We start from the raw sequence: 26,404 nt of genomic DNA, 5'->3' as shown, positions 1-26,404 counted from the left end.
GGCAGCCTATCTCAGCGATCATGCAGGATCATGAGCCCGTACTCGCCGCTTTCGACACATGGCGCGGCGCGCCGATGGCGCTGGCGACGGTCGTCTCGACCTGGGGATCGGCGCCGCGTCCACGCGGCAGCCACATGCTCGTCCATGCCGACGGCCGCTTCGAGGGATCGGTGTCGGGCGGTTGCGTCGAGGGCGAGGTGCTCGCGCTCGCCGAGCAGGTGATCGCGACCGGCAAAGCCGAGCGGCGGCTTTATGGCGTGTCCGATGCGTCTGCCTGGGAGGTCGGGCTGCCGTGTGGAGGGATTATCGAGGTGCTGGTGCAGCCGGTCGGCGAGACCGGCTATGCGCCGGATCTCTTCGACGCCGTTGTCGCGGGGCGCGAGGCAGGCAGCACTATCCGTATCGCCACCGATCTCGATACAGGTCGGAGCGCATTGGCGGCGCCCGACACGTCCGATCTCTTCGTCAATCGCTACGCCCCGCCCCGGAGGTTGTTCATCGTCGGCGCGGTCCAGATCGCGCAGAGCCTGGCAGGCATCGCCCGGACGCTCGGCATCCGCCCCGTCGTGATCGATCCGCGCGGACGCTTCCTGACCGAAGAGCGATTTCCTGGGACCGAACTCGACGACCGGTGGCCGGACGAGGCGATCACGGCGTGGAAGCCCGACGGTGCCAGCGCCGTCGTCACGCTCAGCCATGATCCCAAGATCGACGATCCCGCGCTGATCGCCGCACTGGCCCGGCCGACCGGTTACGTCGCGGCACTCGGGTCGCGACGCAGCCATGCAGCCCGGCTGGAGCGTCTGGCGGAGGCGGGTGTCGGCCCGGCGAATCTCGACCGGATCGAGGGACCGGCGGGCATCGACATCGGCGCGATCGGAGCCGCCGAAATCGCTCTCTCTGTCGCCGCTGGCATGGTCGCCGCGCTGTCGCGAGAAGGCGAATGAAGATCGCGGCCGTGCTGCTCGCGGCCGGCCGCTCGGAACGGTTCGCGGATGGCGACAAGCTGGCGGCGCCCCTCGGCGGCCTGTCGCTCGGCCTCCATGCCGCTCGGACACTGGCTGCGCTGCCGCTGTCCGGGCATATCGTCGTCACTGGCCCGCGCGGCATGGCATGGCCCGATGTCACGGTCGTGCCGAACGATCGGCGGGATGCGGGAATGGCGCGTTCCATCGCTCTCGGCGTCGCAGCCGCGCGTCGAACCGATATCGACGCCGTGCTGATCGCGCTGGCCGATATGCCCTTCGTGAGCGTGGAGCATCTCGAACGACTTATCGCCTGCTATCGCGGCCCGGATACACTGGTCGCATCGAGCGACGGCGTTATCCGGATGCCTCCGGCGCTGTTCGGGGCAGCATGGTTCGACACTCTGGAAACGCTGTCCGGCGATCGGGGTGCGCGCGCGATGCTGGAGCAGGCCGAGATCGTGCTCGCCGATCCTGCCGAACTGCACGACGTCGACCGCGTCGCGGATCTCGAAGCCGCCAGAGGCCGCTTCCAAGGCTGATCTCGTTTCGAGGGCGTTCCGGCGCTTGTCGATCGAAGGGACGGAGCCTGAAGGCGAGGATAGCGTTCTCCTCCCACTTGGCGGGAGAGCTCCATGCGTTTCATCATCAACGAGCATTCGATCGAGGCCGACGTCGACGTCCGCACGTCTCTGCTCGATCTGCTGCGTGACCATCTCGGGCTCACCGGGACCAAGAAAGGGTGCAACCAGGGTGCTTGCGGGGCCTGCACCGTGCTGGTCGACGGCGAGCGGATCAACAGCTGCCTGGCGTTGGCCGTGCAGTATCAGGACCGCGAGATCCTGACGATCGAAGGCCTCGGCACGATCGGTGATCTTCATCCGTTGCAGGCCGCCTTCATCGAATATGACGGTTTCCAGTGCGGCTATTGCACCCCGGGGCAGATCTGCTCCGCCGTCGCCATGATCGGCGAGATCCGGCGCGGTCTGCCGAGCGCCCTCACCGAGGATCTCGCTCTCGAACAGATCGGCTTTTCCGAAGACGAGATACGCGAGCGGATGAGCGGAAACCTCTGCCGCTGCGGCGCCTATAACGGGATCATCGAGGCCATCCGCGCGACCTATGCCGAGGAAAGCGCACAGGAGCGGGAGGCTGCAGCATGATCGAGCTTCGCTACGAAAAGGCGGTCGATCCGGCATCGGCCATGCAGCTGCACGGCGGGCGCGGCACCGCGCGCTATCTCGGCGGGGGCACCAATCTCGTCGACCTGATGCGCGAGGAAATCGAGCAGCCCGGCCTTGTCGTCGATGTGACGGGGCTTTCCGGAGATATCCGGGAAACCGACGGCGGCGGCCTGCTGATCGGTGCCGGCGTGAAGAACACCGCGCTGGCCGAGCATCGCGCCGTGCGGGCGCGGTATCCTTTGTTGTCGCGCGCGATCCTGTCAGGCGCCAGCGGCCAGATCCGCAACATGGCGACGGTCGGCGGCAACATCCTCCAGCGGACGCGCTGCTATTATTTCTACGATGATGCGGCACGCTGCAACAAACGTTCGCCGGAGTCGGGCTGCGACGCGATCGACGGGTTCAACCGTATCCACGCGGTCCTGGGGACGTCGCCGGCCTGCGTCGCCACCCATCCGTCCGATATGTGCGTGGCGCTGGTGGCGCTCGACGCCGTGGTGCACCTGCAAGGCGCGTCCGGCGCCCGCGCGATCCCGCTGACCGACCTGCACCGCTTGCCCGACGGGCATCCCGAGATCGAGACGGTCCTGGAGCCGGGCGAACTGATCACAGCGATCGAGATTCCGAACCTCCCGTTCGCGGCCCGATCGACGTATCGCAAGGTGCGGGATCGGGCGAGCTACGCCTTTGCGCTGGTTTCGGTCGCCGCGGCCCTCGACGTCGAGCATGGGATCGTCCGCGACGCGCGGATCGGGCTGGGCGGGGTTGCCACCAAGCCATGGCGCGCGCGGGCGGCCGAACGGGCCGTCGTCGGCAAGGCTGCTACGGAGGCGAATTTCCGGGCGGCTGCCGAAGCCGAGCTGGAAAATGCGTCGCCGCTGAGCGGCAACGGCTTCAAGATCGAGTTGGCAAAGCGGACCATCGTCCACACGCTGGGAGAATTGGCATGAGCATTCTCGACAGCGCCAAGCAGGCCATGATGGGTGCGATCGTGCGCTTGACCCCCGATGCTCCGCCCGATCCGCTGATCGGCCGGCATGGTGCGGTCGGATCGCAGCTTTCCCGCATCGATGGTCCGCTCAAGGTTGCGGGCAAGGCGCGCTTCGCCGCCGAAGTCCCTTACGACGACCTGCTGTTCGCGGCCGTGCTGTTCAGCCGCGTCGCGCGCGGCCGCATCACCTCGCTCGATACCTCCGGCGCGAAAGCCGCACCGGGCGTGGCGCTGGTCATGACCTACCAAAACGCGCCGCGCATGGGAGCACCCAAGATCATGGGCGAAAGCCCGATGGCGGGAGGGCCGAGCAATCTGCCGGTGATGCAGGACGATCGCATCCATTGGAACGGGCAGCCGGTCGCCGTCGTGCTGGCCGAGACGCAGGAGCAGGCCGACTACGCCAAGTCGCTGATCCGCATCGCCTACGAGGTCGAGCCAGCAATTACCTCATTCGAGGCGGCGAAGGCCCATGCACATCCGCCCGAAAGCGTGCTGGGTGAGCCGCCCGCGCTCGAGACCGGCGATGCGGAAGCCGCGCTCGCTGAAGCCGCATTCAGGGTCGACAATCTCTACAGGACGCCTCGTCACAACCACAATGCGATCGAGCTCCATGCCGTGACCGTCGTGTGGGACGATGGCAGTCTCACGATCCACGATGCCAGCCAGATGGTCCACCAAACCGCCTGGACGATCGCCGACATGTTCGGGATCGGCGAGGACAAGGTGCGGGTGATCTCGCCCTTCGTTGGCGGCGGCTTCGGCGGCAAGTGCATGTGGTATCACCAGGTGCTTGCTGCTGCTGCGTCCAAGCTGGCGGAGCGGCCCGTGAGGCTCGTACTGTCGCGGGAGGGCGTATTCCGCTCGGTCGGCGGCCGGACGTGCACCGAGCAACGGGTTGCGCTTGGCGCGAAGGCTGACGGTACATTGGCAGCGCTCATCCATACCGGCGTGGTCGCGATGACGACCCACAACAGCTGCCCGGAGCAGTTCAGCTTTCCGGCGAGGCATCTTTATGCGGCGGACGCGATCAAGCTCGCGCAGGAGGTGGCGGACATGGACATGCTCGCCAACACCTTCATGCGTGCGCCCGGAGAGTCCGTGGGAACCTTCGCGCTTGAATCCGCGATCGACGAGTTGGCGATTGCCATGAATATCGATCCCATCGAGCTGCGCCGCCGGTGCGAGCCCGAGAAAGATCCGACATCTGGCGCCGAATTCTCTTCACGGCATATCATCGAGGCCTATCGTCGTGGTGGCGAACGGTTCGGCTGGCATCGTCGGAACCCCGTGCCGCGGTCGACGCGCGACGGCGAATGGTTGATAGGCCATGGCGTCGCGACGGCCACCTATCCCTATTATCGGATGCCCGGCGCCGGCGCGCGGATCACGCTGTCGGCGGACGGTCATGCGTTGGTCCAGATTGCCACCCATGAAATGGGCATGGGGACGGCGACCGTGCAGGTCCAGCATGCCGCGGATCGGCTGGGTCTGCCGATCCACCAGGTGTCGTTCGAATATGGCGACACCACGCTTCCGATGGGCACGATCGCGGGCGGCTCGAACCAGACCGCGTCCGTCGTCGCCGCCGTCAGGGCCGCCAGTGACGCGCTGTTCGACGAACTTCTCCGGCTCGCGGGCAACTCCTCGCCTCTGGCAGGCCTGAAGGCGGATGAGCTGGAGGCGCGGGACGGGGGGCTCGTCTCGATGCAGGATCCGACGCGCGCGGAGAACTACGCCGCGATCCTCAAGCGTGCCGGTCGTGATGAGCTTGCGATCGAGGCGTCGGCGCCGCCACCGATCGAAGTCCAGAAATATTCGATGCACAGCTATGGTGCGCAATTCTGCGAGGTTCGCGTCAATGAGACAACGGGTGAAACGCGCGTTTCGCGTTTCGTCGGCTCGTTCGATACGGGGCGAATCCTCAATCCCAAGACGGCTGCCAGCCAGTTTCGCGGCGGTATCATCATGGGACTGGGCCTTGCGCTCACCGAGGAGACCATGTTCGACGAACGGACCGGTCGTATCATGAACCCGTCTTTGGCGGAGTACCACGTTCCGGTGCATCTGGACGTGCCGCATATCGAGGTAATCTGGAATGACATTCCTGATCCCCACAGCCCGCTCGGGCTGCATGGGATCGGTGAGATCGGCATCACCGGCGTGGGAGCGGCGGTTGCCAACGCGATCTTCAATGCGACCGGAAAACGTATCCGCGAACTTCCGATCACGCTCGATAAGCTGCTCTGATCCTCTGTCGGGTGGGTCAGCGGACGGGCGCACAGCGCGCAATTCCGGCCATTCCAGACAGCGAACGCGAGACGATCGGCAGTAGCACCCAGAACGGAACGGGACGGAACAACAGGCGTTCCCAGCGCGAAGAATCCCGGAGGCGTGACCGGTCCTGCATCATTCCGGTCAAGCCGGCCTCCCCTATCGAGGAACGGGAGATGGCGGGCTGCTATGGATGGGGATGGCGGAATGTTGCGACAGATTGGCCGACCGTTACGGAACGGACATGATCCGACAGACTGGCGCTGCACTTTGACATCGGGCGATGATGTCTGCGGCCCACGCCTGCGTCATGACACACCCCGATCCATTCCTGGCAGGTGTCCAGATTCCCGCGGCCGCGTCCGAGATCTGGATGTTGGCGGAGCCGGAAGGCGTGGCGGCCGCCATCGCGTTACAGATCGAAACCTACGGCTATCGCGTGACGCGCTACGCCGTCGCGGACGGTTTGCCGGCTTCTCCCGTGTTCGGGCCGGAGGCGGTGATCATCGAGGCGCGGGGGCAGAGCGGTTCGCTGATGGCCCGAGTGCGCGCGGGCATGGGCCTGCCGGGCGGACCGGCGGTGGTGGTGATCGACCAAGGGCTCGAACCGGTCGACCGCATCCTCGTGCTGGAGGCGGGGGCGGACGACTGCATTCTCTGGCCGTGCAGCCCGCGCGAGCTGGTCGCCCGTCTGCACGCGATCGCGCGGCGCCGGCGGCCGTTTTCCGAACCCGAAGGTGCGGTGACGTCGGTGCTCACCGGAGACATGCTCGCCTTCGGTCCCTGGACGATAGATCGGGCGCAGCGTCGCCTCATCCGACCCGGCGCGTCGACGGAGATATTGCCGGTCGCGGAGTTCGCGGTGCTCGACCAGCTGCTGCGGCAACCCCGCAAGATCGTCAGCCGCGAAGCTCTGCTCGAAGCGACGGCACCGGGCGATGCGCCGGAAACGCGCAACCTGCGCGCCATCGACATCCAGGTCAGCCGCCTGCGCAAGCGGCTGGAGATCGACGGGGACGAGCTGATCCGCACCGTGCGCGGGCGCGGCTACATGCTCCTGCCGCCGGTGACGCCGGGCTGAGGCCCGCGCTCAGGTCGCGTAGACGTTGCAGGTCGATCGCGACGCGGCGGGCGAAGGATTGTAAATCATCGAATAATCACGTTTGTCGCGCACGATGAACGAGGCGATATAGTGGATCGTCTTCGATCCGACGAACAGGCTTCCAAAGAGATTCTGGTACTTGTAGTTGATCTCCACGAACATCAGCCCTGAACCGGACGGCGCCGTGACCATGTAGTTGGTGTCGCCCATGCCGTTGGGCGCGGCCGTTCCCGCATAGCCCGACGTCGCGACCGTCCCCGCGGTGGACGACGTCGTGCCGTAGGTGGAATCGTAGCCCGTGCCGCTCATCAGCCCGATGCAGCGCTGCCAGTGGATGCGCTGGACGGGCGTGCTGTCATAGGATTGCTGGACATTCTCCAGGCTCGACAGGATCACCCGGCCGTGGGTGGTGAGGTCGATCCCCGATCCCTCCAGCCGCGCCGCTTCCAGCACGTCGTTGACGTCGGATTCGCGGAGCTGGGTGGTGGTGAGCGTGCTCGACAGGCCGACGCGGGAGGCGTGATCGGCGAGGTTCAGCGCGATCTGGCTGACGCGCAGATTGGTGAGCGCGAGGTTGGAAAGCTCGACTCCGTAGCCGCCGACGAGCAGCACCAGCGGCGTCGTCAGCGCGAACTCGAGCAAAGCGAGCCCGCTCGTGTCGCGGCGTAGGGCGGAGAGGAGGTGGCGCAGCTTCATGTGCATATCGTCGCCGGAGTGGACGCGGTCTGGGATGCGTAGGGCTGGTTCTTCAGGATCGTGGTCGCCGAGGTGGTCGCGTTCGCGCCCCAGCCCAGCCAGCGATAGAGCGGGAACAGCCGCGGATAGGTTATCGTCATCGTGTAGACTACGGCATCGCCGGCGCCGCCCTGGCCGCTGATGCCGGGATCCGCATCCCAGATGCCGTTGCCGTTGATATCGGTGAAGCATTCGCCTTTCTCGCGGATGCCGTCGCCGTTGGTGTCGGTGAACGGCTCGGGATCGATATAGCCGAAGGTCGCGTAGCTCTTGCGGGAGGAGGCGCCCGTCGCGCGCGGCGCGGCGGCGTTGACCTGGCTCATCACCGTCGCATCGATGGTCGATGCGATCGCGGAGGCGCCCTGGATGGTGGAATCGCGGCCGGCCTTCTGCATCGCGCCGGTCAGCACCACCTGCACATAGGCGTCGTAGGCGAGCTCGCCGAGGCCCATGATCATCAGCAGCATCACCGGCGCGACGAGCGCGAACTCGACGATGGTGACGCCACGCGCGTCCGAAGCCAGGCGACGCATGCGCGTCACTTGGTGATCCGCAGCATGGCGACCTGCTTTGCGATCGCGGCGAACTCGTTCGAGAGGCCGGTGCCGTCGGTCGTGTAGAGCGCCTGCGCCGTGGTCGTCGCGCAGGACTGCATCTGGCTGGTCGAGCTCGGCCCGATCGTCACCGTCCACACATCGATATTCATCGATTTCGCCTTGGAGCATTCGGCCAGGAAGCGGGCGTTGTGGTAGGTCTTGATGTTGGTGAAATCGCCGCCGGTGACACGCCGGTCGTAATATTCGACGCCGTACATGCCGTAGAGATACTGGGACGGCTCCATGTCGCCGTCGGTCAGGAAGACGATCACGCGGTTCGGCGTCTGGCGACCGGGCCAGGCGGCGGTGTCGCCCGAGAAGATGCCGTTGGGATCGAGCATCCGCGTGCCCCAGATCATGCCGGTGTCATGATAGGTGCCGCCGATCGCCCGGAAATCCGTGGCGTTGACGTAGTTCGAGACCTGCGTCCGGGTCAGTGTCGACAGCCGCTGCACCGGCTTGCCGCAGGTGACGTAGCCATATTGGTAATAGGTCGGCGTACCGAGGTTCGGGATGCTGCTGCTGTCCCCGGTCGACGACTGGCTCGACGTGCTGTTGTAATTGTTGCGGGCGTACTCGACCTCCGGCCACATCGGCCGCCAGCGCGTCGCGTCGGAGGTGGGCGTCAGGTCCGGATCGAGATCCGCCGGTAGGTTGTTGGTGTCGAACGACGTGGTGCCGGATGTGGTGTTGCGCTCCTCGACGCATCCGATCCACTGCGCGGTCGCTCCCGTCACCTTGGTGGGATCGGTGACGGTGGAGCCGGCCACGAAGCTCGATACGTCGAGCGGCGACTGCTGGTAGTTCCACTTGGGCGTGTAGGTCGTCTTGGTGACGACGCACTTGCCGCTGGTGGAACCGTTGCTGTTCGCCGTCCATGAAACGGTATTGCCGGTGCCGGTGCCCGACGAATTGTACGTCTTGGGCGAGGCGTAGCCGTTACAGGTCGACTGGGTGACGTTGTTGTAGGTCGTGTTGCTCGACGATGTGGAATCGCCGTTCTGCACGCGCGTCTGGTAATTCCACGTCGTGGTGGAATTGCCCGATCCGCCGATCATGTAGGTCGGCGAGATGGCCTGGATGGCCGCGCCCGAATTGACGGTCGACGTATATGTTACGAATCCGTAACGAATATGGGTCGACGGATCGACGTTCGCTGCCATCGTGTCGTAGAAATTCAGCACCGCGCTGCGCAGCGCGGCGATGCGCGATCCCGATTTCTCGGGCACGTAATAAGCTGTCGTTCCCGCATAGCCCGGAACGCTGGTGTTGCCGCTCGCCGTGTCGGTCGGCCGCGTATAGCTGTTGGTGCCCGCCGCGTTGACGTAATTGCTGCAGGTCGTGTCGCTGTCCGCCGGCAGGCAGGACATCGATCCCGTCGTGTCGAGGACGAACATGATGTCGGTGTCGGCGATGTCGTAATTCGCCTGGCAGGTGACGCTGATCACCTTGGACGAGACGCCGAAGATCGACATGATCGTCATCGGCACGGTCGCGATGGCGGTGCCGGACACCTGCGCGTCGCTGGTCTTCACCGGCGTGAAGCTGACCGTGTTGGTGGAGAACCAGCCCGACCGGAAGTTGTTCTTGAAAAAGGCGTTGGCCTGTGCGGTCGCGGTCGGATCGAGCGTCGTGTTGGTGGTCGACTGGTCCGTCATGAACTTGCGGCCCGCGAGCACGCCGGCATCGCAGGCCTGCTGGAGCCGCACCTTGATCACGTAGAGGCGCGCGCCGTCGATCGCGCAGCCGGAAAAGGCGAGCAGCGGAATCAGCGCCGCTGCCATGATGGCCAGCGTGTTGCCGGCCTGATCACGCCGCAGGCGGGTCAGGAAACCTTGGCCAGTGGGGCGGCGCATCATCGCGGTCTCCGAATAAAAAGCGCGCTGGTGCCGCTTGGGACGGCCAGCGCGCAGGGATCAGTGGCCGGAAACCGGGGGTGGGGTGCCCGGCTCCGGCCAAAGCCCAGCCAGCTCGGATCTTGGGGTCCGGCCGGCCGATCCGTCATGCGTGGATCACCTGTCCGGAAGATGAACTGTATGTCATGTTTGCCAACTTCAGGAACTTGCTATCTGGTGGCGGCGCTTTTGGAGTCCCCGTCGTTATTTTTAAGTTAAATGGACTGGATTCTGACAGGAATTTCATGTTCCGGATCGAGTCGATATTGTGTTCGATTCATTTCCGAATGTTTCGGTACTCGGTGGATTCTACAATCTTCTATATTAGACCTTCGTCTAATGAGTATTCATCCGATCCATGTACATGACTGCGGATATTCAGGCCGCCATCCGCGCGGCATCGTAGGCCAAGGGCAGGCGCAACTGCGCAGCGAAGCCGTCTGCGGAGCGTACGAGCACGACATCGCCCCCATGCGCCCGCGCGATCGAGCGGCATACGGCAAGGCCGAGCCCCGTGCCGCTCTTGCCCGACCCTGCCGCATTGGAGGCGCGATAGAAGGGCTCGAACGCGCGTTCCAACTCGTCCTCGGGAATGCCGGGGCCGTCATCCTCGATCTCGGCGATCGCGGCATCCTCCTCCACGCGCATGCGGATGCGTGCGCGATCGCCGTATTTGACGGCATTCTCGACGAGGTTGGCGAGCAGGCGGCGCATGCCGAGCACGTCGATCTCCACGGGCGCGGGGGCGAGCATCTCCACCTTCACATCGCTGCCGATCAGCTGCGCGTCCTGCGCGACATCCTCCACCAGCATGCCGAGATCGAGCCGCTCGCGCGCATTGGGTGTCGAGGCGTCGCGGATGAAGGTGAGCGCCGAGGTGATCATCGCCTCCATCTCGGCGACCTCTTCGTTCATGCCGTCGCGGATCGCGTCGTCCTCCACCTCCTCGATGCGGAAGCGCAGGCGGGTGAGAGGAGTGCGCAGATCGTGGCTGATCGCGCCGACCATCGCGGTGCGATCGTCGACGAAGCTCCGCAGCCGGCTCTGCATGACGTTGAAGGCGTGCGCGGCACGACCGATTTCGGCCGGCCCTTCCAGCGCCACCAATGCGGCGGACGGATCGCGGCCCAGTTGCTCGGCGGCCGTGGTGAAGCGCGCGAGCGGACGCACGATGTGGCGGGCGTACAGCCAGCCGATCGGCGCGACGATCGCGAAGGCGACCACGAACCACAGCAGCACGCGCCTTTGCCAGGCGTTGGGGAAGCCGTCGGCGGCGGGCTGCACGACAGTCCAGCGGCCATCGTCACCCCGCACGGCCGCGACGAAATCGCCTTCCACGAACGGCGCCGGCGCCAAGCCGAACAGGGCCTTGCCCTGCGGCCGGATCGGCAGCGGGGCGGCTGACGGCGCCGCCTCTCGATCAGGGGAGGACACAGCGGGGAGGGTCGCGGAGGGGGCCACTGCCTGGAGCGGCCGATCCGGTTGCGGCGCTGCCACGGAGGGGGATGCGGAGGTATGCGGGACGATAGTCGGCTTGGCCTGCGGTGGCACGATGGGACGTGGCGAGGCTTCGTTGCCGGTCGCGGTCGCGGTCGCGGTCGCAGGCGCGGAGGCGGAGGGCGGCAGGATAGGCGCGAAGTCGCGTCCGACCACGCTGGGAGCGGCGAGGCCGGGCATCGCCCCGGCATCGCGCTCGCCGGGATGCGGGCCGAACGCTCCGCGATCATCGCCCCGGCCCATCGATCCCGGCTGGTCGCCGTCCGGTCGATAGGGGCCGACCGGCTGCCGATCGAGGTCGCCGGGCGAGGGCGTATAGCCGCGCCCGCCGAGATCGCGGCCGATCGCGCCGCCGCCGCCCGGCGCGCCGTTCGACATGCCACCGCGCCTGCCGTTGCCGTCCATACGGCCGCTGCCGTTGGGCGAACCCTGCCGGGGATAGCCTTCACCGGGAAAATCCCGCCCCTGGAAGCCGCCGCCGGGCATGCCGTTCCCGCCGGATCCACCCGGATAACCGCCGCCACCGGGTGGGCCGGCGACGAGGCGCAACAGTTGTTCGGAGCGCGGCAGCAGTGGCTCGGGATCGACCGTCCAGGCGATCGGCTGAGCGGTGACGGTGCCTGCGGGATGCGCCGTTTCGATCGACAGCCGCGTCTGCGGCGGCGCCGCCGCCACGCCTGCAAACGGCAGCGGCGCGTAGAAGGCGAGCCGCACGTCGTCGGCGGAGCGGCCGAGCAACTTCGCAAGGCTGTCGCGCGCTTCGCTGGACGTGAACCAGCCCGCGCCGCTCACATCGGGTGGGCCGGCCTGCACGGAGCGTGTCAGACCTCCCGCATCCTCCGCGCTGCGCAGCGCCGATACGATGTCGCGCATGTCGTGCTGCACGGGCGGGGAGGGCGGCACCACCATCGTCAGCATCAGCGTCACGATCTGCGCCACCACCAGCCCGCCGAACAGCAGGACGAGGATCTGGAGGACGATCGGCGGCTCGCGCCACGTGCGATGGGGGCGGATGGTGCTCATGGTCCCCGGTTTATGCCATGGCCTGCATCGGTGGCGAAACGTGCGTCATGCTGCCACCTAGCACCGCGACCGCACGCGCATGTTGCGCTTCGTGTCAGCGCGTAGCGGGCGTGTCTCGCGCTGCGATTTTCCTGCAAAGCGGGGCTGGCAATCGGCGCCCATGAACGCCATCCTGCTGCACATGGACCTCGCCACCCGCATTCTCGTCGTCGACGACGATGTCGGTATCCGGACTTTGATGTCGTCATTTCTGGGCAAGCACGGCTACCAGACCGACACGGCGAGCAACCCGGCCGAAATGCGCGCGATGCTCAAGCAGCGCCGCTACGACCTGATCGTGCTCGACGTGATGATGCCCGGCGAGGACGGCCTCTCAGCGCTGCGCGGGCTGCAACGGCACGACGGGCCACCGGTGATCATGCTCTCCGCGGTCGGCACCGACGTCGATCGCATCGTCGGGCTGGAGATGGGCGCGGAGGACTATCTCGCCAAGCCGTGCAACCCCCGCGAGCTGCTGGCGCGCATCCGCACGGTGCTACGGCGGAACACGACGTCGGCGGAACGCCCCGCCGCGACATCCGTCGAGGCCGAAGGAGCAGCCGAAAAGCGCGAGGCACTGCTGCTCTTCGCAGGCTGGTCGTTCGATCTGGTCGGGCGCACGCTGGTCGATGCCAAAGGGCAGCTCGTGAACCTGTCGGACAGCGAGTTCCGGCTGATGCGCGCCTTCGTCGAGCATCCGCGCCGGGTGCTGAGCCGCGACCAGTTGCTCGATTATGCGAGCGGGCAGGACAGCGAGCTCTACGATCGCGCGATCGACGTGCAGGTTTCGCGCCTGCGTCGCAAGCTGACCACGCACGACGGCGGCGCGGACCTGGTCCGCACGGTGCGCAGCGAAGGCTATATGTTCGTGGCGCCGGTAACGAAGGGCTGACCATCTCGACAGCGGCAGCAAGCCACCCCATCTACCTCCCCGAACGGGAGACTTTATCATGGCCGATTATCGCAAGACCGACGAAGCCGTCGCGGCGCTGACGCCCGAGCAGTATCACATCACCCAGCAGGCCGGCACCGAGCGGCCGGGCACCGGCGCGCTCCTCAACAACAAGGAGCCGGGCATCTATGTCGACATCGTGTCCGGCGAGCCTCTGTTCGCCAGCAGCGACAAATACGAATCCGGCTGTGGCTGGCCGAGCTTCACCAAGCCGATCGAGCCCGCCAACGTCGCCGAACTGCGCGACGTTTCGCACGGCATGATCCGCACCGAGGTGCGCTCGATGCATGGCGACAGCCATCTGGGGCATGTTTTCCCGGATGGTCCGATCGATCGCGGCGGACTGCGTTATTGCATCAACTCCGCCTCGCTCCGCTTCGTCCGTCGCGACGACATGGAGGCCGAGGGCTACGGCGCCTATCTGCCGCAGGTCGAGGAGATCGGCTGACCCGCGCTCAATGGTGAGCGAGCGACCACGCCATCGCGCCGTACATCGCGAACAGGCCGATGAGCGCTGCGACCACGGCGAACAGCAATGCCGCTCGCTCGCTCGGGCGCGTTGTCGGAGCCTTGAACAGTCGCATCGCTTCCCCCCGGAATCGCGCGGATAGGACGCTCAGCCTACGCCGCGCGGGCCGGAGGAACGATTAGACCTTCGTCGAACCGACTAGGCCGCGCGCACCCGCGTGATGATGTCCTCATATTGCCGCGACAGCGCCTCGCCATTGTAGGTGGCATAGTCGCATTTCGCGAGAATGGCGGCCGGCGGGAAGATCACCGGATTGTCCTTGTAATCCGCCCCCATCAACGCGCGCGCGGCGGCGTTGGGGGTGGGGTAGCGGATCGTTTCGCTGATCTCGGCACCGGCCTTCGCATCGAGCAGATAGTTGATGAATTCGTGCGCCAGATCGGGGTTGGGCGCGCCCTTGGGGATGCACAGGCAGTCGGACGAGATCTGGCTGCCCTGCTTGGGCACCACGAAATCGAGATCCTTGTCCTCGCGCATCACCTGCGCGATGTCGCCATTATATTCGATGACGATGTCGATATCGCCGGACAGCAGCAGGTCCTGCCCGTTGTCGTCGTGGAAGACGGCGATGTTGGACTTCTGCTTGATCAGCAGGTCCTCGACCTTCTTGAGCGCCACCGGATCGCCGGTGTTCATCGGATAGCCGAGATATTTGAGCACGAGACGGACGAGATCGCCGGCCTCCGCCAGCACGCCGATGCGGCCCTTGTACTGGGGTGAATCGAAGACCCATTTCCAGTCGTCCGGCACGCCCTGGATCTTGGATTTGCGATAGCCGAGGCCGAGCACCAGCCAAGTATAGGGCATCGACCATTTCCGGCCCGGATCGAACGGCGGGTTCTGGAAATCGGGCGAGACGTTCTTGAGGTTCGGGATCTTTGCGTGATCCAGCGGCTCCAGCATGTTGGCCTGCGCCATGCGCTGGACGAAATCGTTGGTGGGCACGATCACGTCATAGCCCTGGTTGCCGCCGCGCAGCTTGGCGAACAGCTCGTCATTGTTCGAGAACAGGCTCATGTCGACCTGAACGCCGGTCTCGGCCTTGAAGTCCTTGAGCGTCGTCTTCCCGATATAGGTGTCCCAGTTGTAGAAGTTGATCCTCTTGCCCGGTGGCCCGCGATGGCAGCCTTCGAGGCCGGTCAGTGTGATCCCCACCGCTGCGGCGCCGATGCCGGCGAGGAACCCACGGCGCGAAGGCGAAACGAACGGCAGGGGCATCGGCGTCGGCTCCCGTATGAATATCTGCGATCGCAGGCTATGGTGCAACTGCGTGATGGTCAACGGGAGGGTGCATGCGATCGACGGATGACGACAGGATATCCGCGGCCGGCGCCTATCCGCCGAGCTGGTATGCGGCGACCCGGATCGAGGGGCCAGCGGAACCGTTGCTGGATAAAGATGTGGAGGCCGATGTCTGCGTGGTGGGCGGCGGTTATGCGGGCTTGTCGGCGGCGCTGCATCTGGCACGGGCGGGCAAGCGTGTCGTGCTGCTGGAGGCGGATCGGCTGGGCTGGGGTGCATCGGGCCGCAATGGCGGGCAGGTCCATGTCGGCATGCGCCGCGAGCAGGAGTGGCTGGAACAGCATCTCGGCGCGGAGGATGCGCGCGAGCTGTGGCGGATCGCGCTCGATGCACGCGAACATCTCGACTGGCTGATGCAGGATCAGGGTGCGGCCTGCGACTTCACGCCTGGCTACCTGCATGTCGATCACCGCGCCGGCTACGTCCGCCACACCCGCGCCCATGTCGATCATCTGCGTGAGCGGTACGGTTACGAGCCGGTGCGCTTCGTGGACAGGGAGGAGGCGCGTCACCTCGTCGGATCGGGTGGATATCATGGCGGCATGCTGGACACGCGCGGCGGGCACCTCCACGCGCTGAACTTCGCGCTGGGCATCGCCAACGCAGCCGCCTCGGCGGGGGCCTCGCTGCACGCGCTTTCGCCCGCGACGTCTCTCGATCGCAAAGGCGATCGCTGGACCGTCCGCACGCCGAGCGGATCGGTCAGCGCGAACCGCGTCGTGCTCGCCTGCAACGGCTATCTGCGCGGGCTCCGGCCCAAGGTCGAGCAGCGGGTGATGCCGATCAACAACTATGTCGCTGTCACAGCGCCGCTCGGCGCCGAGCGCGCACAGGAGATCGTCCGCAACGGCTATGCCGTCTCTGACTCGCGCTTCGTCGTCTATTATTTCCGGATTACGCCCGACGGCCGGCTGCTGTTCGGCGGAGGCGAGAATTACTCCTACCGCTTCCCCGCCGACATCGCCGGCTTCGTCAGGAAGCACATCCTCGCCATCTTCCCGCAGCTCGCCGATGTCGCGATCGACCATGCCTGGGGCGGCACGCTCGCCATCACGCCGAACCGCCTGCCGTTCGTCCGCGAGGTCGAGCCCGGCATGATCGCCGTCGGTGGTTTCTCGGGGCTGGGCGTGGTGATGGCGCCCTATGTCGGCAAGCTGGTGGCCGACGCTCTCAATGGCGACGATGCGGATTATGCGCGGCTCGCCCGCCTGCCGGTGCCCCGTTTCCCCGGCGGGCGGCTGATGCGCTGGCCGACCCTCGTCGCGGCGATGTCGTTCCTCGCATTGCGGGACCGTATCTATTGACTCGGTCGCCGCGTCTGTGATCACATGTGGTCAGGCGCGGAAGACGCCATCATTGCAGGAAGGCACCAACGGGTAGATCAAGGGGGTTGGGGCATGACCGCTCGCACGCGTATCGTTCGTCGTCTGCTGACATCGGGCCTCGTGCTCGCTGCACTTCCCGCGCCGCTCGTGGCGCAGGACAAGGCCGGGCCGCCCGCGCCGGCGGCGCCCACGGGCGCGCAACCATCCTCCACCAGCCCGTTCGGCGAGATCGTCGTCACCGCCACTCGGCAGGATGCCCTGCTATCCAAGGTGCCGGTCAGCGTCAGCGCCTTCAATGAAAAGGCTCTCGATCTGAAAGGCGCCAAGACGCTGGCGGACGTCACCCGCTTCACGCCGGGCATCCAGTTCGACGAGGCGTCCAACCAGGTCGCGGTACGCGGCATCTCGTCTGATGCGGGCGCCGGCACCACCGGCATCTATATCGACGACACGCCGATCCAGATCCGCAACCTCGGCTTCGATTCCGACGATACGCTCCCCGCCATCTTCGATCTCGATCGCATCGAGGTGCTGCGCGGGCCGCAGGGCACGCTGTTCGGCGCCGGTTCCGAAGGCGGCACGGTGCGCTACATCACGCCGCAGCCGGGCCTCGAGAAATATACCAGCTACAGCCGCGCCGAAGTCTCCTCCACCGCGCATGGCGGGATGAGCTGGGAGCTCGGATCGGCGATCGGCGGCCCGATCGTCGAGGACAAACTGGGCTTCCGCATCTCGGCCTATCACCGCAAGGATTCGGGCTGGATCGACAAGACCGATTTCTTCGGCAACGTGCTCGACAAGAACACCAACACATCGGACGTGACGGTGATCCGCGGCGCGATCACCTGGCAGCCGGTGGACGGTTTCCAGATCACGCCCTCGATCCACTATCAGAAGCGCCTGAGCGCCGACGACGAATATTACAACGCCGCTCTCTCCGACGCAGGCCACGGCGTGTTCAAGGATTCGAGCCCCGAATATCGCCGCGACCCGGATCATTTCACGATGCCGGTGCTCAAGATGGACTATAAGAACGACGCGTTCGAGGTCGTCAGCAACACCAGCTATTTCAAGCGCCGCGACATCTCCGGCTATGACGGCACGATCTACGATCTGAGCTATTACGAGACGCTACCGAAGCTCGACACCTGCAGCCAGGATGGCGACGGCAATCTGGATGTCGATGACGGCGGGAACTACGTCAATTGCAGCTTCCCATCGCCGCTGATTCATCCGCAGGGCGCGGACCCGAGCGTCGCCTGGTATCAGAGCCCCAGCGTCGTCACCAACACGCAGCGCATCTTCACGCAGGAACTGCGCGTCCAGTCCAGCAATCCGTCGGCGCCGGTCACCTGGGTGGTGGGTGCCTTCTACCAGAAGCAGCGCCAGCTCAGCCGCGAGGAACTGGTCGATCCGCACGGCAACCAGCTCTTCCAGCAGATTTTCGGGGAATCGCTAGAGCAGTATTTCGGTGACTATTTCGGCGGGACGGCCCCCGGCCTGTCCGATCCGATCCCGCTTTATGCCGGCCGCGACAGCTACATCAACCAGTCGATCAGCCACGAGCGGCAGCTCGCCGTCTTCGCGGACATCACCTGGCACATCACGCCCAAGCTCTCGATCACCGGCGGCGGTCGCTGGCAGAGCGTGAAATACCGCTTCACCAACTTCGCCGACGGCCCACAGAATGGCGGCCGCACCGAAGCGAACGGCGGCACCGGCTCCAAGCCCTTCACGCCGAAAGCGAACATCAGCTGGCAGGCGACGCCCGACAACCTGCTCTACGGCACCTATGCGCGCGGCTTCCGCCCCGGCGGCGCCAACGCGCCCGTGCCGTTCGATGCCTGCTCGGCCGATTTCGATACCTTGGGCATCAGCGGCGCGCCCAGCGCCTACAAGTCCGACACGGTCGACAGCTTCGAGGTCGGCACCAAGGACAAGTTCTTCGATCGCAAGGTCTCGATCGAGGCGAGCGCCTTCACGATCAACTGGAAGGGCATCCAGCAGTTCGTCACGCTGCCGAGCTGCGAGATCAAATATATCGACAATCTCGGTCGCGCCCGCGCCCGCGGCTTCGATTTCCAGATGACCGCCAGCCCGGTGCACGGCGTCACCATCGACATGGCGGTGGGCTATACCGACGCGCGCTACACCAAGACGGCGCAATATCAGAGCCCGACGTCGATCATCGCGGTGAAGGGCGACAGCCTCGGCGGATCGCCGTGGACGGCCAGCATCGGTGTGCAATATGATTTCAGGGCCTTGGGCAACGACACCTTCGCGCGCGTCGACTATCAGTTCGAAAGCGCCAGCAAGCGCACCAAGGAAATGGATCCCAACGCCTTCGCCAGCTACGATTCGGCGCTGGTACCCTCGCAGGCCCAGCATTTCGTGGGGTTGCGCGCGGGCATGATCGTCGGCGGTCTCAACGCCTCGGTGTTCGTCGACAATCTGCTCGACAACGCGCCGCTGCTCGACGTCGCTCACCAGAGCTCGGCCGACGATGCGCTGACCGACCGCACCTGGCGTCCGCGCACCTACGGACTCACGGTCAGCTACCGGATGTAGTTGCGCTCGCCTTCCGCGCGGCGGGTGCGATGGACATCCTGTTCCTCGCCATCGCAGTGTGGGAAGGCTGGAAGCTCTCGCGCGCCTACAGCTTCTGAACGCTTCCAATGGGGGTTATCGGATGCCATGAGGCGAGGCATGACCATGTCCCTTCTCCTCGCACCGCTATCTGCTCCTGGAGCGACGCCATGACTTCCATCGGCATACTCGGCTTCGACGGCCGCATGGGTCAGGCGATCGACGCGGCGGCCAAGGCGGCCGGCGTTGGCGTGGCCGGCGGCGTCGACAAGGGCGATCCCAGCCTCCCCGAACTGGCGGGACTGGCCGACGTGCTGATCGACTTCACCGCGCCCGATGCGCTGCCGGGGCATCTCGACGCGGCGGCGGCGGCGGGCACGCCGATCGTGATCGGCACCACTGGCCTCTCGCCCGATCATCATACATTGATCGACGAGGCGGCGAGGTCGATCGCGATCGTGCAGACCTACAACACCTCGCTCGGCGTCAACATGCTGCGCGGGCTGGTCGAGGAAGCGGCGCGCAGGCTCGGGCCGGACTGGGACATCGAGATCGTCGAAATGCACCATCGCCAAAAGGTCGATGCGCCATCGGGCACCGCTTTGCTGCTTGGCGCGGCCGCCAATATCGGGCGTGGCTCCGCCGATGGGCAGGGCCTCAACCGCCTCGACCGGATGGAGGGTGGCGCGCGGGAGGAGGGGGGAATCTACTACGCCTCGCTGCGCGGCGGATCGGTAGCGGGCGATCATCAGGTGGTGTTCGCCACCGACGGCGAGCGGATCGAGCTCGGCCACCGCGCGGAGAATCGCGGCATCTTCGCGCGCGGTGCGCTCAAGGCGGCGCTGTGGCTGGCGGAAGGACGGGCGCCGGGTCGCTACACGATGGTCGACGTGCTGGGCTTGTGACGCCGGCCATCTCCGCTCCGTTCGCACAAAGCGAAGTCGAAGTGCGGGCTTCAGGCGCAGCGCCTGCTGCCCGTCCTTCGACTTCGCTCAGGATGAACGGGGGGAAGAGGCGTTGAAAAAGGCCGATATCTTCGAATTCTACCGCCGTCTGGCGGAGGATGATCCCGCGCCCGAGACGGAACTCCGGTGGACCAATCCCTACACCCTGCTCGTCGCCGTCGCGCTCTCCGCACAGGCGACCGACGTCGGCGTCAACAAGGCGACGAAGCGGCTGTTCGAGGATGTCGATACCCCCGCCAGAATGCTGGAGCTGGGCGAGGCGGGCCTCAAGAACCACATCAAGACGATCGGCCTGTTCAATACCAAGGCGAAGAATGTCATCGCCGCTGCACAGATCCTCGTCGATCAGTTCGGCGGCGTGGTGCCTGAGGATCGCGAGGCCCTGGAAAGCCTGCCCGGCGTCGGCCGCAAGACCGCCAACGTCGTGCTCAACGTCGCCTTCGGGCACGAGACGATCGCGGTGGACACCCACATCTTCCGTGTCTCGAACCGCACCGGCCTCGCGCCCGGCAAGGATGTTCGCGCAGTGGAGGACAAGCTCGAGAAAGTGACGCCGCAGCCCTTCCGTGGCGGCGCGCACCATTGGCTCATCCTTCATGGCCGGTACATCTGCAAGGCGCGAAAACCGGAATGCTGGCGATGTCCCGTCGCCGATCTCTGCCGCTATCGGCCGAAGACACCACCTCCGGCCGACACGGTGGAATAAACCGGGCGTGTGAAGCGTTTGATTTTCGCAGAACACATTTGGAGCAGGTTACCATGATCCGCCCTTTCGTCACCGCCGCTCTCTTGGCCTTTCTCGTCGGCCCCGCCGTCGCGCGCCCGCTCAAGCCCGAGGAAGAGGCGAAGATCCAGCCGTCCGGTCCGCCGGTGAGCTGTGTGTCGATCCACAATATCCGCGAGACGCGCGTTCGCGACGACAGCACGATCGATTTCTACATGAACGGCGGGCAGGTCTATCGCAACAAGCTGCCGAACAGCTGCCCCGAGCTCGGCTTCGAGGAGCGCTTCGGCTACGAGACCAGCATAGATCAGCTGTGCAACGTGGACATCATCCATGTGCTCCACTCGAGCCCGCCGATGCGCGGTGCGTCCTGCGGCCTCGGCCAGTTCCAGCCGATCACCGGCGCGCCGAAATAAGCGCGGGCGAGGGGCTGGCGGGGCATGAAACGCTCTGCTAAGCGCCCTCGCAGGCACCCGTAGCTCAGCTGGATAGAGCGCTGCCCTCCGAAGGCAGAGGCCACAGGTTCGAATCCTGTCGGGTGCGCCAATAGGCCTGATGCGAAGGCTGCTTTCCAACATGACGAAAAGTTAAGGTCGGCGCACATTCGCCGACACCTTCTGCGGCCCAAGCGCACCGCGATGGCTGCGCGGCGCTTGTCCGGCGTGCGAAGACCGGAACCTTGCGGCAAGCGGAGCCTGCGTGAAGAAGAGTGGCGTGTATCGGCGGGCGATGACGGCCGCCGGGCTTCCCTGCTGCTGCGGCATGGCGTTCCTGCTGGTCGGATCGACGGGTGTGGTGCAGGCGCGTGCGCAGGCAGCGCCGCCTGCCTCCAGCGATTCCTTCTCGAAGGCGGATGCGGCCGAGGCTGCCGAGGCGGCGAAGGACGAGATCCTCGTCACCGCGCACGAGCAGCACGGCGCCGTCGCGACCGACATACCGCCGCAGGTCACGATCGGTTCGGCGGCGATCTCCGCCTTGGGCGCCGCCGATCTGAACGAGGTGTTCGAGGTTCTCGCGCCCGAGCTCAAGAATGGCGAGAGCGCTTCCGGCAAGGGCGCCAGCACGCCGATCGTGCTGGTCAACGGGCAGCGCATCGCGGGCTTCTCGGCGATCAAGGATCTGCCGCCCGAAGCCATCCGCCGGATCGAGGTCTTCCCCGAGAAGGTCGCGCTGCAATATGGCTACGACGCGAACCAGAAGGTCGTGAACGTCGTCCTGCGCACCAACTACCATGCGCTGACCCTGCTCGGCCGCTACACCGCAGCGCCGGAGAACTGGCGCGGCATCTATCGGGCGAAGGCCGACCTGCTGCGGATCGGCGAGAATTCGCACTGGAACCTCGATCTCGATTACGCGCATCAGGACCCGATCTATTCCGCCACGACGCTCGGCGACCTCGAAACGGCCGGAAATGCTTCCGTGTCCGCCCATACGCTCGCCACGCAGAGCGACGACCTGACGATCAGCGGCGATGCGACGCAACAATTCGGCGGACTGACCGCCGACCTTACCGGGCGGCTCGATCTCGACGCGCTTCAGAGCCGGCTCGGCCTGTCGGACGGCGATGGGGATCTGCTGATCGCGCAGGGTTCGCCCAACCTCATCTCCGGCCCCCGTTACCGGTCGGATCGCACGGTCGACGCGCAGACCAGCCTGACCCTCAACGGTAAACTGGACAGCGACTGGCACTGGTCCTTCGTCGGCAAGCTCGACGATACCACGCGGGCCATCCATACGCTCGACGGGCCGGGGCAGTTCGACACGATCCTGCTGCCGTCGCCGGGCATGCTCGCCGAACATTGCGATGGCCCGGCCGACGCCGGATGCGTGATCACCGACCAGCGGACCGCGAGGGGGGACTTTTATCTCAACGGCAAGCTCTTCCCGCTGCCGGCGGGGTCGGTCAGCGCTTCGTTGCGCACCGGCTTCGCCTTTTCCGGCATCCGCAGCGAGGCGCCGGGCGCGGACGAATATGAGACGCGCAACCGGGACGAGGGCAATGTTCAGGCCAATCTCGATCTGCCGGTCACCACCGCGCGATCGGCGATCGGCAAGCTCTCGGTCGGGATCAATGGCGAGGTGCGGCATCTGTCCGACTTCGGCACGCTCTCCACGATCGGATCGAGCCTGCAATGGGCGCCGATCAAGCTTGTCGAGATCGTCGCCTCGGTGCGGCGCGAGGAGCAGGCGCCCGATCTGCTGCAACTCGCCCAGGGGCTGCTCGTCACGCCGGACCTGCGCGAATTCGATTTCGTCACCGGCCAGACCTCGATCGTCCAGCAGATGCTGGGCGGCAACGCCGCGCTGGACCGGCAGCGATCGCGGATCGCCGATATCCGCGCGCAGGTGACGCCGCTCGCCAATCTCCAGCTCTCGGCCGAATATACGATCGAGCACACCCACGATCCGATCTTCAGCGTTACCGCCGCCACTGCCGAGACCGAGGCCGTCTTTCCGCAACTGTTCACGCGCAACGCCGACGGCTATCTGACGGCCGTCGATGACCGCCCCGTCAATCTCGGCTCGCGCGATCAGCAGCGTATCCGCTGGGGGCTCAACTATTCCACTGCCTTCGGCCCTGCCAACCCGGCCCCGGGGCGGGGCGGCAAGCCGATCGCGCGTGACCAGTTCCAGATCGCGCTATACGATACCTGGCGCCTGCAGGATGACGTGCGTCTGCAGGAGGGATCGCCCCGGCTGAACCTGCTCGACGGCGATTTCATCAGCGACATGGGCGGCACGCCGCGCCACGAGCTGGAGCTGCAGACGACGGTCGCCACCCGCACCTGGAGCGCCGACATCAACGCGCACTGGCAGGCGCCGACGCATATCCTGGCGGGGCCGCTTGCGGACGAGGATCTGCGCTTTTCGCAGGGTGTCACGCTCGATCTGCGCTTCCAGATCAACATGACCGAGATCGGCTGGCTGAGCCGCGCGCTGCCCTTCCTGCGCGGCAAGCTCAATATCTCGGCGGACAATATCCTCGGCGCGCATGCCACGGTGCACGATGCCAATGGCGTGGTGCCTTCTGCCTACAGCGAATCCTATCTCAACCCCACGGGGCGGACCTTCCGGATCACGCTGCGCAAGCGCTTTCACTGACCGTCGCCGGGTCTACTCCTCGACGTCGATCAGCCCCCGGCCGTCGCCGATGTCCGCGCGAATCGCCTCGGCCAGCCCGGCCGCGTCGCCGCGCATGATCGCATCCAGCGCCTGCTGGTGCTGGTCGACCAGCCGGGCTGTGCCGACCCGACCATAGACGACGCGCATCAGCGGGCCGAAGCGCATCCACAACGTCTCGATCATCCGCGTCAGCACGCCTTGGCCGCGCGCGCGGTAGATCAGGAAGTGGAAGGCGTAGTTGTTCTCCATATAGCTGTTGACGTCGCCGCTTTCGATTGCCGCATCGATCGCGGCATCGGCGGCGCGCAGCTGGCGGACCAGCTTGGCGTCGATCGCGGGGAGGGCGAGGGCGGCGGCTTCCGGCTCCAGCAGGAGGCGGCAATGCATCACCTCCTCCAGCAGCTCGGGCGTCATCACCGGCACGATGATCTTGCGCTTGGAGCGGATCTCCACCGCACCCTCAGCGGCGAGGCGGGAGAGGGCATCGCGCACCGGCATCTGGCTGACGCCGAGTTGCTGCGCGAGGCCGCGCGTCGAGATGCCGAGACCCGGCGCGATGCGACCGGTGATCAGGCGATGGCGCAGCTCGTCATAGACGCCGGCGCGGAGCGTCGCCTCGCCTTCCTGCTCGCGCTCGTTGACTTTGGCGTCGTCGGTCTTGCTCAGCTCAACAGCTCCCCTACGGCACGGTGCGCCTGATCGATCGCCACGCTGGTATAGGCTCCGCGACCCGAATCCGCATTGGCAATCGCGATGCGGCCGAATCTTCTGCTGGCGATCACATTGGGTTGCTGGTCTTCGGGCAGGACCGGTTCGAACATCGGGTTGAACTCGGGCGCATAGCCATGCGGCCAGCGGTTGACGGTGATGCCGGTGATGTCGCGATCCGCATCGAAGCCGCCCCCGGCCAGCGCCCGGCCCATCTCGTCGCGGACATGGTGCTCATATTCCTCGAAGGGCGTTTGCAGCAAAGCCATGCGGCCCGCGCGGTTCTGCTCGAACTCGGTGAGGCCCGGCTGGCAGGGAACGTGCTCCATCCGCACGATCGTCGGCTTGGAGGGATCGCGCGGTGTGGAATAGCCGCCGACATCCACCACCTCGTTCAGCCCGTAATCGGTGAAATAGCAGCCGGGCGCCGAGACGCGATGAATTTTCAGCCGGTCGAACGCCTGCCAGTTGGCGAGCTCCACCGAGGTATAGACCAGCGGCGCCTTGACCAGATCGTGCAATGCGGCCTTCTGTGGATCGGGTAGCTCGGGGACGATATAGGGGATCATCATGTTCCAGCTGGCCATGACGACCTGGGCGGCGCGGACTTTCTTGAGATCCATGCCGGTGACGTAGGTGATCTCCACCTCGCGCGCGGTATCGGGTGTGCCGACATGATGGACCGCGACCACGATCGACGAGAGGCGGATGCGGACGGAATGCTCGGGCCGGTCGAGTCGGCTGTAGTCGGCCTGCGCAAGCACGCTATCGGCCGCATCCTTGCCGGGCAACGCATCGGGGATCAGCGAACGGACGAGCAGGCGGGCGATGGTGGCATTGCCGTCCGGAAAATGGAGCGTGTAGCTGCCACCGGTGTCGGCATAGCCGCGCGGGGTGAATCCCATGCGCTCGGTGCCGCCTTTATCCAGCTTCAGCCCCTCGAAACCGGGGAAACCCATTCCCCATGCATCGAGCGCTGTGATCGCATCGATGCCGACCCCCCACCATCCCTGCGAGCGTGGCTGGAAGTAGGCGAGCGTCACCGGATCGGCCTTGGCGTAATCGGCCAGATAGGCCTTGTAGGAGATGCGGCTGAGCTTGTCCTTCTTCTGCGCCGAGGTGAGGTCGGGGAGCCACGCGCCGCCGCCGCTCTCGATCGCCGCGATGTTGCTCTTCGCCTCGTCGGAGAGCGGGGCCTTGGCGAGGATTTCGGACCACGGCGTCGCCTTCGTGCCGGTCGCGAGATAGTCGGTGCCGAAGGTCTGCTTGTCGAAGAAGACGCCGAAGCCAAGCCCGCGCGAGGCGTAATAGCCCTCGGTCTCGATCCCCTTCATCGCCTCGACGTCGAGGCCGATTGTCTTGAGCAGGGCATCGGCGTCGGCGCTGTACGGATAGGGGCTGTCGATGCCCAGCGTGCCGCCGTTGCAGAGCAGGGTGGGAGAACCTGCCGGGCGAAACTCGTTGCGCTTGGCGTGGCCGCCGAAATCGTCGTGATTCTCGATGATCAGGATGCGGGCGTTGGGCTTCGCCTCGCGGAAGAAATGCGCGGCGGAGAGGCCGCTGATGCCGCCGCCGACCACGACGAGATCGTAGCGCTCGCCGGTATCGACGGGATTGCCGGTGCCGGGATGGCCGCCGTCGCGCAGCACATGCGCCTGCTCGAACGCGCCGGGATGCGAGCCGCGCAGGCCGGTGCGGAGCGGCGGGTAGGTGGCGGCGGGATCGCTCGCCGATGCGGCGGTATTGCTCGAGGGCGAGCAGCCGGCCAGCAGGCTCGCAGAGGCGAGGCCGGCGGCGCCGACCGCGACCCCGTTCACGAAATCGCGCCGGGTGATGTCCCTCGCCATGTAAGCCCCCACCGCCGGATACTGTCAGGGCAATCTAAGATC

22 protein-coding genes and 1 tRNA gene are annotated in these 26,404 nt (G+C 65.9%); 15 read left to right on the top strand and 8 right to left on the bottom strand.

The features are described from left to right. Positions 1–20 precede the first annotated feature (20 nt). The 6 genes from HZF05_RS17620 to HZF05_RS22335 all read left to right on the top strand — a co-directional run bounded on the left by HZF05_RS17620 (position 21) and on the right by HZF05_RS22335 (position 6,495). Positions 21–947, top strand: coding sequence for an XdhC family protein (locus HZF05_RS17620; RefSeq protein WP_160363090.1), 927 nt, complete (start codon positions 21–23; stop codon positions 945–947). After that, positions 944–1,507: a nucleotidyltransferase family protein gene (locus tag HZF05_RS17615; protein WP_160363089.1), complete on the top strand. Its 564-nt coding sequence runs from the start codon at positions 944–946 to the stop codon at positions 1,505–1,507. Before HZF05_RS17620 ends, HZF05_RS17615 begins: the two co-directional genes overlap by 4 nt. A gap of 93 nt (positions 1,508–1,600) precedes the next feature. After that, the gene (locus tag HZF05_RS17610) at positions 1,601–2,128 is read left to right on the top strand and encodes a 2Fe-2S iron-sulfur cluster-binding protein (protein WP_160363088.1); all 528 of its coding nucleotides are present in this window, start codon (positions 1,601–1,603) and stop codon (positions 2,126–2,128) included. Beyond that, a complete protein-coding gene (locus tag HZF05_RS17605) occupies positions 2,125–3,099 on the top strand; it encodes an FAD binding domain-containing protein (protein WP_160363087.1) in 975 nt (324 codons plus the stop codon). Before HZF05_RS17610 ends, HZF05_RS17605 begins: the two co-directional genes overlap by 4 nt. Next, positions 3,096–5,390, top strand: coding sequence for a xanthine dehydrogenase family protein molybdopterin-binding subunit (locus tag HZF05_RS17600; protein ID WP_160363086.1), 2,295 nt, complete (start codon positions 3,096–3,098; stop codon positions 5,388–5,390). Before HZF05_RS17605 ends, HZF05_RS17600 begins: the two co-directional genes overlap by 4 nt. 418 nt (positions 5,391–5,808) lie before the next feature. After that, positions 5,809–6,495: a winged helix-turn-helix domain-containing protein gene (locus HZF05_RS22335; RefSeq protein WP_181638905.1), complete on the top strand. Its 687-nt coding sequence runs from the start codon at positions 5,809–5,811 to the stop codon at positions 6,493–6,495. Between the two features lie 9 nt (positions 6,496–6,504). On the opposite strand, the gene HZF05_RS17590 is transcribed toward HZF05_RS22335, so the two are convergent. The 4 genes from HZF05_RS17590 to HZF05_RS17575 all read right to left on the bottom strand — a co-directional run bounded on the left by HZF05_RS17590 (position 6,505) and on the right by HZF05_RS17575 (position 12,262). Then, positions 6,505–7,212 (bottom strand): TadE/TadG family type IV pilus assembly protein, encoded by a 708-nt coding sequence (locus HZF05_RS17590; protein ID WP_160363084.1) that lies wholly within the window; start codon positions 7,210–7,212, stop codon positions 6,505–6,507. Then, the gene (locus HZF05_RS17585) at positions 7,209–7,784 is read right to left on the bottom strand and encodes a TadE/TadG family type IV pilus assembly protein (protein WP_160363083.1); all 576 of its coding nucleotides are present in this window, start codon (positions 7,782–7,784) and stop codon (positions 7,209–7,211) included. The genes HZF05_RS17590 and HZF05_RS17585 overlap by 4 nt, the downstream gene beginning before the upstream one ends. A gap of 5 nt (positions 7,785–7,789) precedes the next feature. Then, positions 7,790–9,706 carry a TadE/TadG family type IV pilus assembly protein gene (locus HZF05_RS17580; RefSeq protein ID WP_160363082.1) on the bottom strand — a complete coding sequence of 639 codons (1,917 nt, stop codon included), beginning with the start codon at positions 9,704–9,706 and terminating at the stop codon, positions 7,790–7,792. 414 nt (positions 9,707–10,120) lie between these two features. Beyond that, positions 10,121–12,262 carry an ATP-binding protein gene (locus HZF05_RS17575; protein WP_160363081.1) on the bottom strand — a complete coding sequence of 714 codons (2,142 nt, stop codon included), beginning with the start codon at positions 12,260–12,262 and terminating at the stop codon, positions 10,121–10,123. Between the two features lie 160 nt (positions 12,263–12,422). Between HZF05_RS17575 and HZF05_RS17570 the strand changes: the two genes are divergently transcribed. Together HZF05_RS17570 and msrB are read left to right on the top strand one after the other, a co-directional pair. Then, the gene (locus tag HZF05_RS17570; protein ID WP_246332061.1) at positions 12,423–13,193 is read left to right on the top strand and encodes a response regulator; all 771 of its coding nucleotides are present in this window, start codon (positions 12,423–12,425) and stop codon (positions 13,191–13,193) included. Positions 13,194–13,251: 58 nt separating this feature from the next. Then, positions 13,252–13,701, top strand: coding sequence for a peptide-methionine (R)-S-oxide reductase MsrB (gene msrB, locus HZF05_RS17565; RefSeq protein WP_160363080.1), 450 nt, complete (start codon positions 13,252–13,254; stop codon positions 13,699–13,701). A 7-nt stretch (positions 13,702–13,708) separates the two neighbouring features. Here msrB and HZF05_RS22200 read toward each other — a convergent pair whose 3' ends face one another. Together HZF05_RS22200 and HZF05_RS17560 are read right to left on the bottom strand one after the other, a co-directional pair. Continuing rightward, the gene (locus HZF05_RS22200) at positions 13,709–13,837 is read right to left on the bottom strand and encodes a hypothetical protein (RefSeq protein ID WP_281367532.1); all 129 of its coding nucleotides are present in this window, start codon (positions 13,835–13,837) and stop codon (positions 13,709–13,711) included. 83 nt (positions 13,838–13,920) lie between these two features. Further along, complete coding sequence (locus tag HZF05_RS17560) at positions 13,921–15,000, bottom strand: ABC transporter substrate-binding protein (RefSeq protein WP_160363079.1); 1,080 nt, start codon at positions 14,998–15,000, stop codon at positions 13,921–13,923. A gap of 74 nt (positions 15,001–15,074) precedes the next feature. Here HZF05_RS17560 and HZF05_RS17555 point away from each other — a divergent pair, with 74 nt between their 5' ends. The 7 genes from HZF05_RS17555 (at position 15,075) to HZF05_RS17525 (ending at position 23,786) form a co-directional block, all read left to right on the top strand. Beyond that, on the top strand, positions 15,075–16,388 hold the full coding sequence (locus HZF05_RS17555) for an NAD(P)/FAD-dependent oxidoreductase (protein WP_160363078.1): 1,314 nt from the start codon (positions 15,075–15,077) through the stop codon (positions 16,386–16,388). Between the two features lie 93 nt (positions 16,389–16,481). Next, positions 16,482–18,977, top strand: coding sequence for a TonB-dependent receptor (locus HZF05_RS17550; RefSeq protein ID WP_160363077.1), 2,496 nt, complete (start codon positions 16,482–16,484; stop codon positions 18,975–18,977). Positions 18,978–19,165: 188 nt separating this feature from the next. Further along, positions 19,166–19,900, top strand: a complete 735-nt coding sequence (gene dapB / locus HZF05_RS17545; RefSeq protein ID WP_160363076.1) for a 4-hydroxy-tetrahydrodipicolinate reductase — start codon at positions 19,166–19,168, stop codon at positions 19,898–19,900. A 112-nt stretch (positions 19,901–20,012) separates the two neighbouring features. Next, on the top strand, positions 20,013–20,666 hold the full coding sequence (gene nth, locus HZF05_RS17540) for an endonuclease III (RefSeq protein ID WP_160363075.1): 654 nt from the start codon (positions 20,013–20,015) through the stop codon (positions 20,664–20,666). Between the two features lie 53 nt (positions 20,667–20,719). Next, positions 20,720–21,100 carry a hypothetical protein gene (locus tag HZF05_RS17535; RefSeq protein WP_160363074.1) on the top strand — a complete coding sequence of 127 codons (381 nt, stop codon included), beginning with the start codon at positions 20,720–20,722 and terminating at the stop codon, positions 21,098–21,100. A 53-nt stretch (positions 21,101–21,153) separates the two neighbouring features. After that, positions 21,154–21,230: transfer RNA gene (locus HZF05_RS17530), tRNA-Arg, on the top strand. Positions 21,231–21,383: 153 nt separating this feature from the next. Continuing rightward, positions 21,384–23,786 carry a TonB-dependent receptor gene (locus HZF05_RS17525; protein WP_160363073.1) on the top strand — a complete coding sequence of 801 codons (2,403 nt, stop codon included), beginning with the start codon at positions 21,384–21,386 and terminating at the stop codon, positions 23,784–23,786. A gap of 12 nt (positions 23,787–23,798) precedes the next feature. On the opposite strand, the gene HZF05_RS17520 is transcribed toward HZF05_RS17525, so the two are convergent. Then, a complete protein-coding gene (locus HZF05_RS17520; protein ID WP_160363159.1) occupies positions 23,799–24,473 on the bottom strand; it encodes a GntR family transcriptional regulator in 675 nt (224 codons plus the stop codon). Continuing rightward, positions 24,470–26,362, bottom strand: coding sequence for an NAD(P)-binding protein (locus HZF05_RS17515; protein WP_160363072.1), 1,893 nt, complete (start codon positions 26,360–26,362; stop codon positions 24,470–24,472). The genes HZF05_RS17520 and HZF05_RS17515 overlap by 4 nt, the downstream gene beginning before the upstream one ends. Positions 26,363–26,404 lie beyond the last annotated feature (42 nt).

The sequence above is a fragment of the Sphingomonas chungangi genome, assembly GCF_013778325.1.
GTDB classification, from domain to species: domain Bacteria; phylum Pseudomonadota; class Alphaproteobacteria; order Sphingomonadales; family Sphingomonadaceae; genus Solisphingomonas; species Solisphingomonas chungangi.
Note: the sequence above shows the minus strand (reverse complement) of the source record. Positions and strands in the feature narration are given on the sequence as shown.

Excerpts from the sequence above, each read along its gene's own strand:
- HZF05_RS17580 (WP_160363082.1), bottom strand. The coding sequence starts at position 9,706 with ATGATGCGCCGCCCCACTGGCCAAGGTTTCCTGACCCGCCTGCGGCGT.
- HZF05_RS17560 (WP_160363079.1), bottom strand. The coding sequence starts at position 15,000 with ATGCCCCTGCCGTTCGTTTCGCCTTCGCGCCGTGGGTTCCTCGCCGGC.
- dapB (WP_160363076.1), top strand. The coding sequence starts at position 19,166 with ATGACTTCCATCGGCATACTCGGCTTCGACGGCCGCATGGGTCAGGCG.
- HZF05_RS17600 (WP_160363086.1), top strand. The coding sequence starts at position 3,096 with ATGAGCATTCTCGACAGCGCCAAGCAGGCCATGATGGGTGCGATCGTG.
- HZF05_RS17570 (WP_246332061.1), top strand. The coding sequence starts at position 12,423 with ATGAACGCCATCCTGCTGCACATGGACCTCGCCACCCGCATTCTCGTC.
- HZF05_RS17605 (WP_160363087.1), top strand. The coding sequence starts at position 2,125 with ATGATCGAGCTTCGCTACGAAAAGGCGGTCGATCCGGCATCGGCCATG.
- HZF05_RS17585 (WP_160363083.1), bottom strand. The coding sequence starts at position 7,784 with ATGCGTCGCCTGGCTTCGGACGCGCGTGGCGTCACCATCGTCGAGTTC.
- HZF05_RS17620 (WP_160363090.1), top strand. The coding sequence starts at position 21 with ATGCAGGATCATGAGCCCGTACTCGCCGCTTTCGACACATGGCGCGGC.
- HZF05_RS17575 (WP_160363081.1), bottom strand. The coding sequence starts at position 12,262 with ATGAGCACCATCCGCCCCCATCGCACGTGGCGCGAGCCGCCGATCGTC.
- msrB (WP_160363080.1), top strand. The coding sequence starts at position 13,252 with ATGGCCGATTATCGCAAGACCGACGAAGCCGTCGCGGCGCTGACGCCC.
- HZF05_RS17550 (WP_160363077.1), top strand. The coding sequence starts at position 16,482 with ATGACCGCTCGCACGCGTATCGTTCGTCGTCTGCTGACATCGGGCCTC.
- HZF05_RS17535 (WP_160363074.1), top strand. The coding sequence starts at position 20,720 with ATGATCCGCCCTTTCGTCACCGCCGCTCTCTTGGCCTTTCTCGTCGGC.
- HZF05_RS17615 (WP_160363089.1), top strand. The coding sequence starts at position 944 with ATGAAGATCGCGGCCGTGCTGCTCGCGGCCGGCCGCTCGGAACGGTTC.
- HZF05_RS17610 (WP_160363088.1), top strand. The coding sequence starts at position 1,601 with ATGCGTTTCATCATCAACGAGCATTCGATCGAGGCCGACGTCGACGTC.
- HZF05_RS22200 (WP_281367532.1), bottom strand. The coding sequence starts at position 13,837 with ATGCGACTGTTCAAGGCTCCGACAACGCGCCCGAGCGAGCGAGCGGCA.
- HZF05_RS17515 (WP_160363072.1), bottom strand. The coding sequence starts at position 26,362 with ATGGCGAGGGACATCACCCGGCGCGATTTCGTGAACGGGGTCGCGGTC.
- HZF05_RS17590 (WP_160363084.1), bottom strand. The coding sequence starts at position 7,212 with ATGAAGCTGCGCCACCTCCTCTCCGCCCTACGCCGCGACACGAGCGGG.
- HZF05_RS17555 (WP_160363078.1), top strand. The coding sequence starts at position 15,075 with ATGCGATCGACGGATGACGACAGGATATCCGCGGCCGGCGCCTATCCG.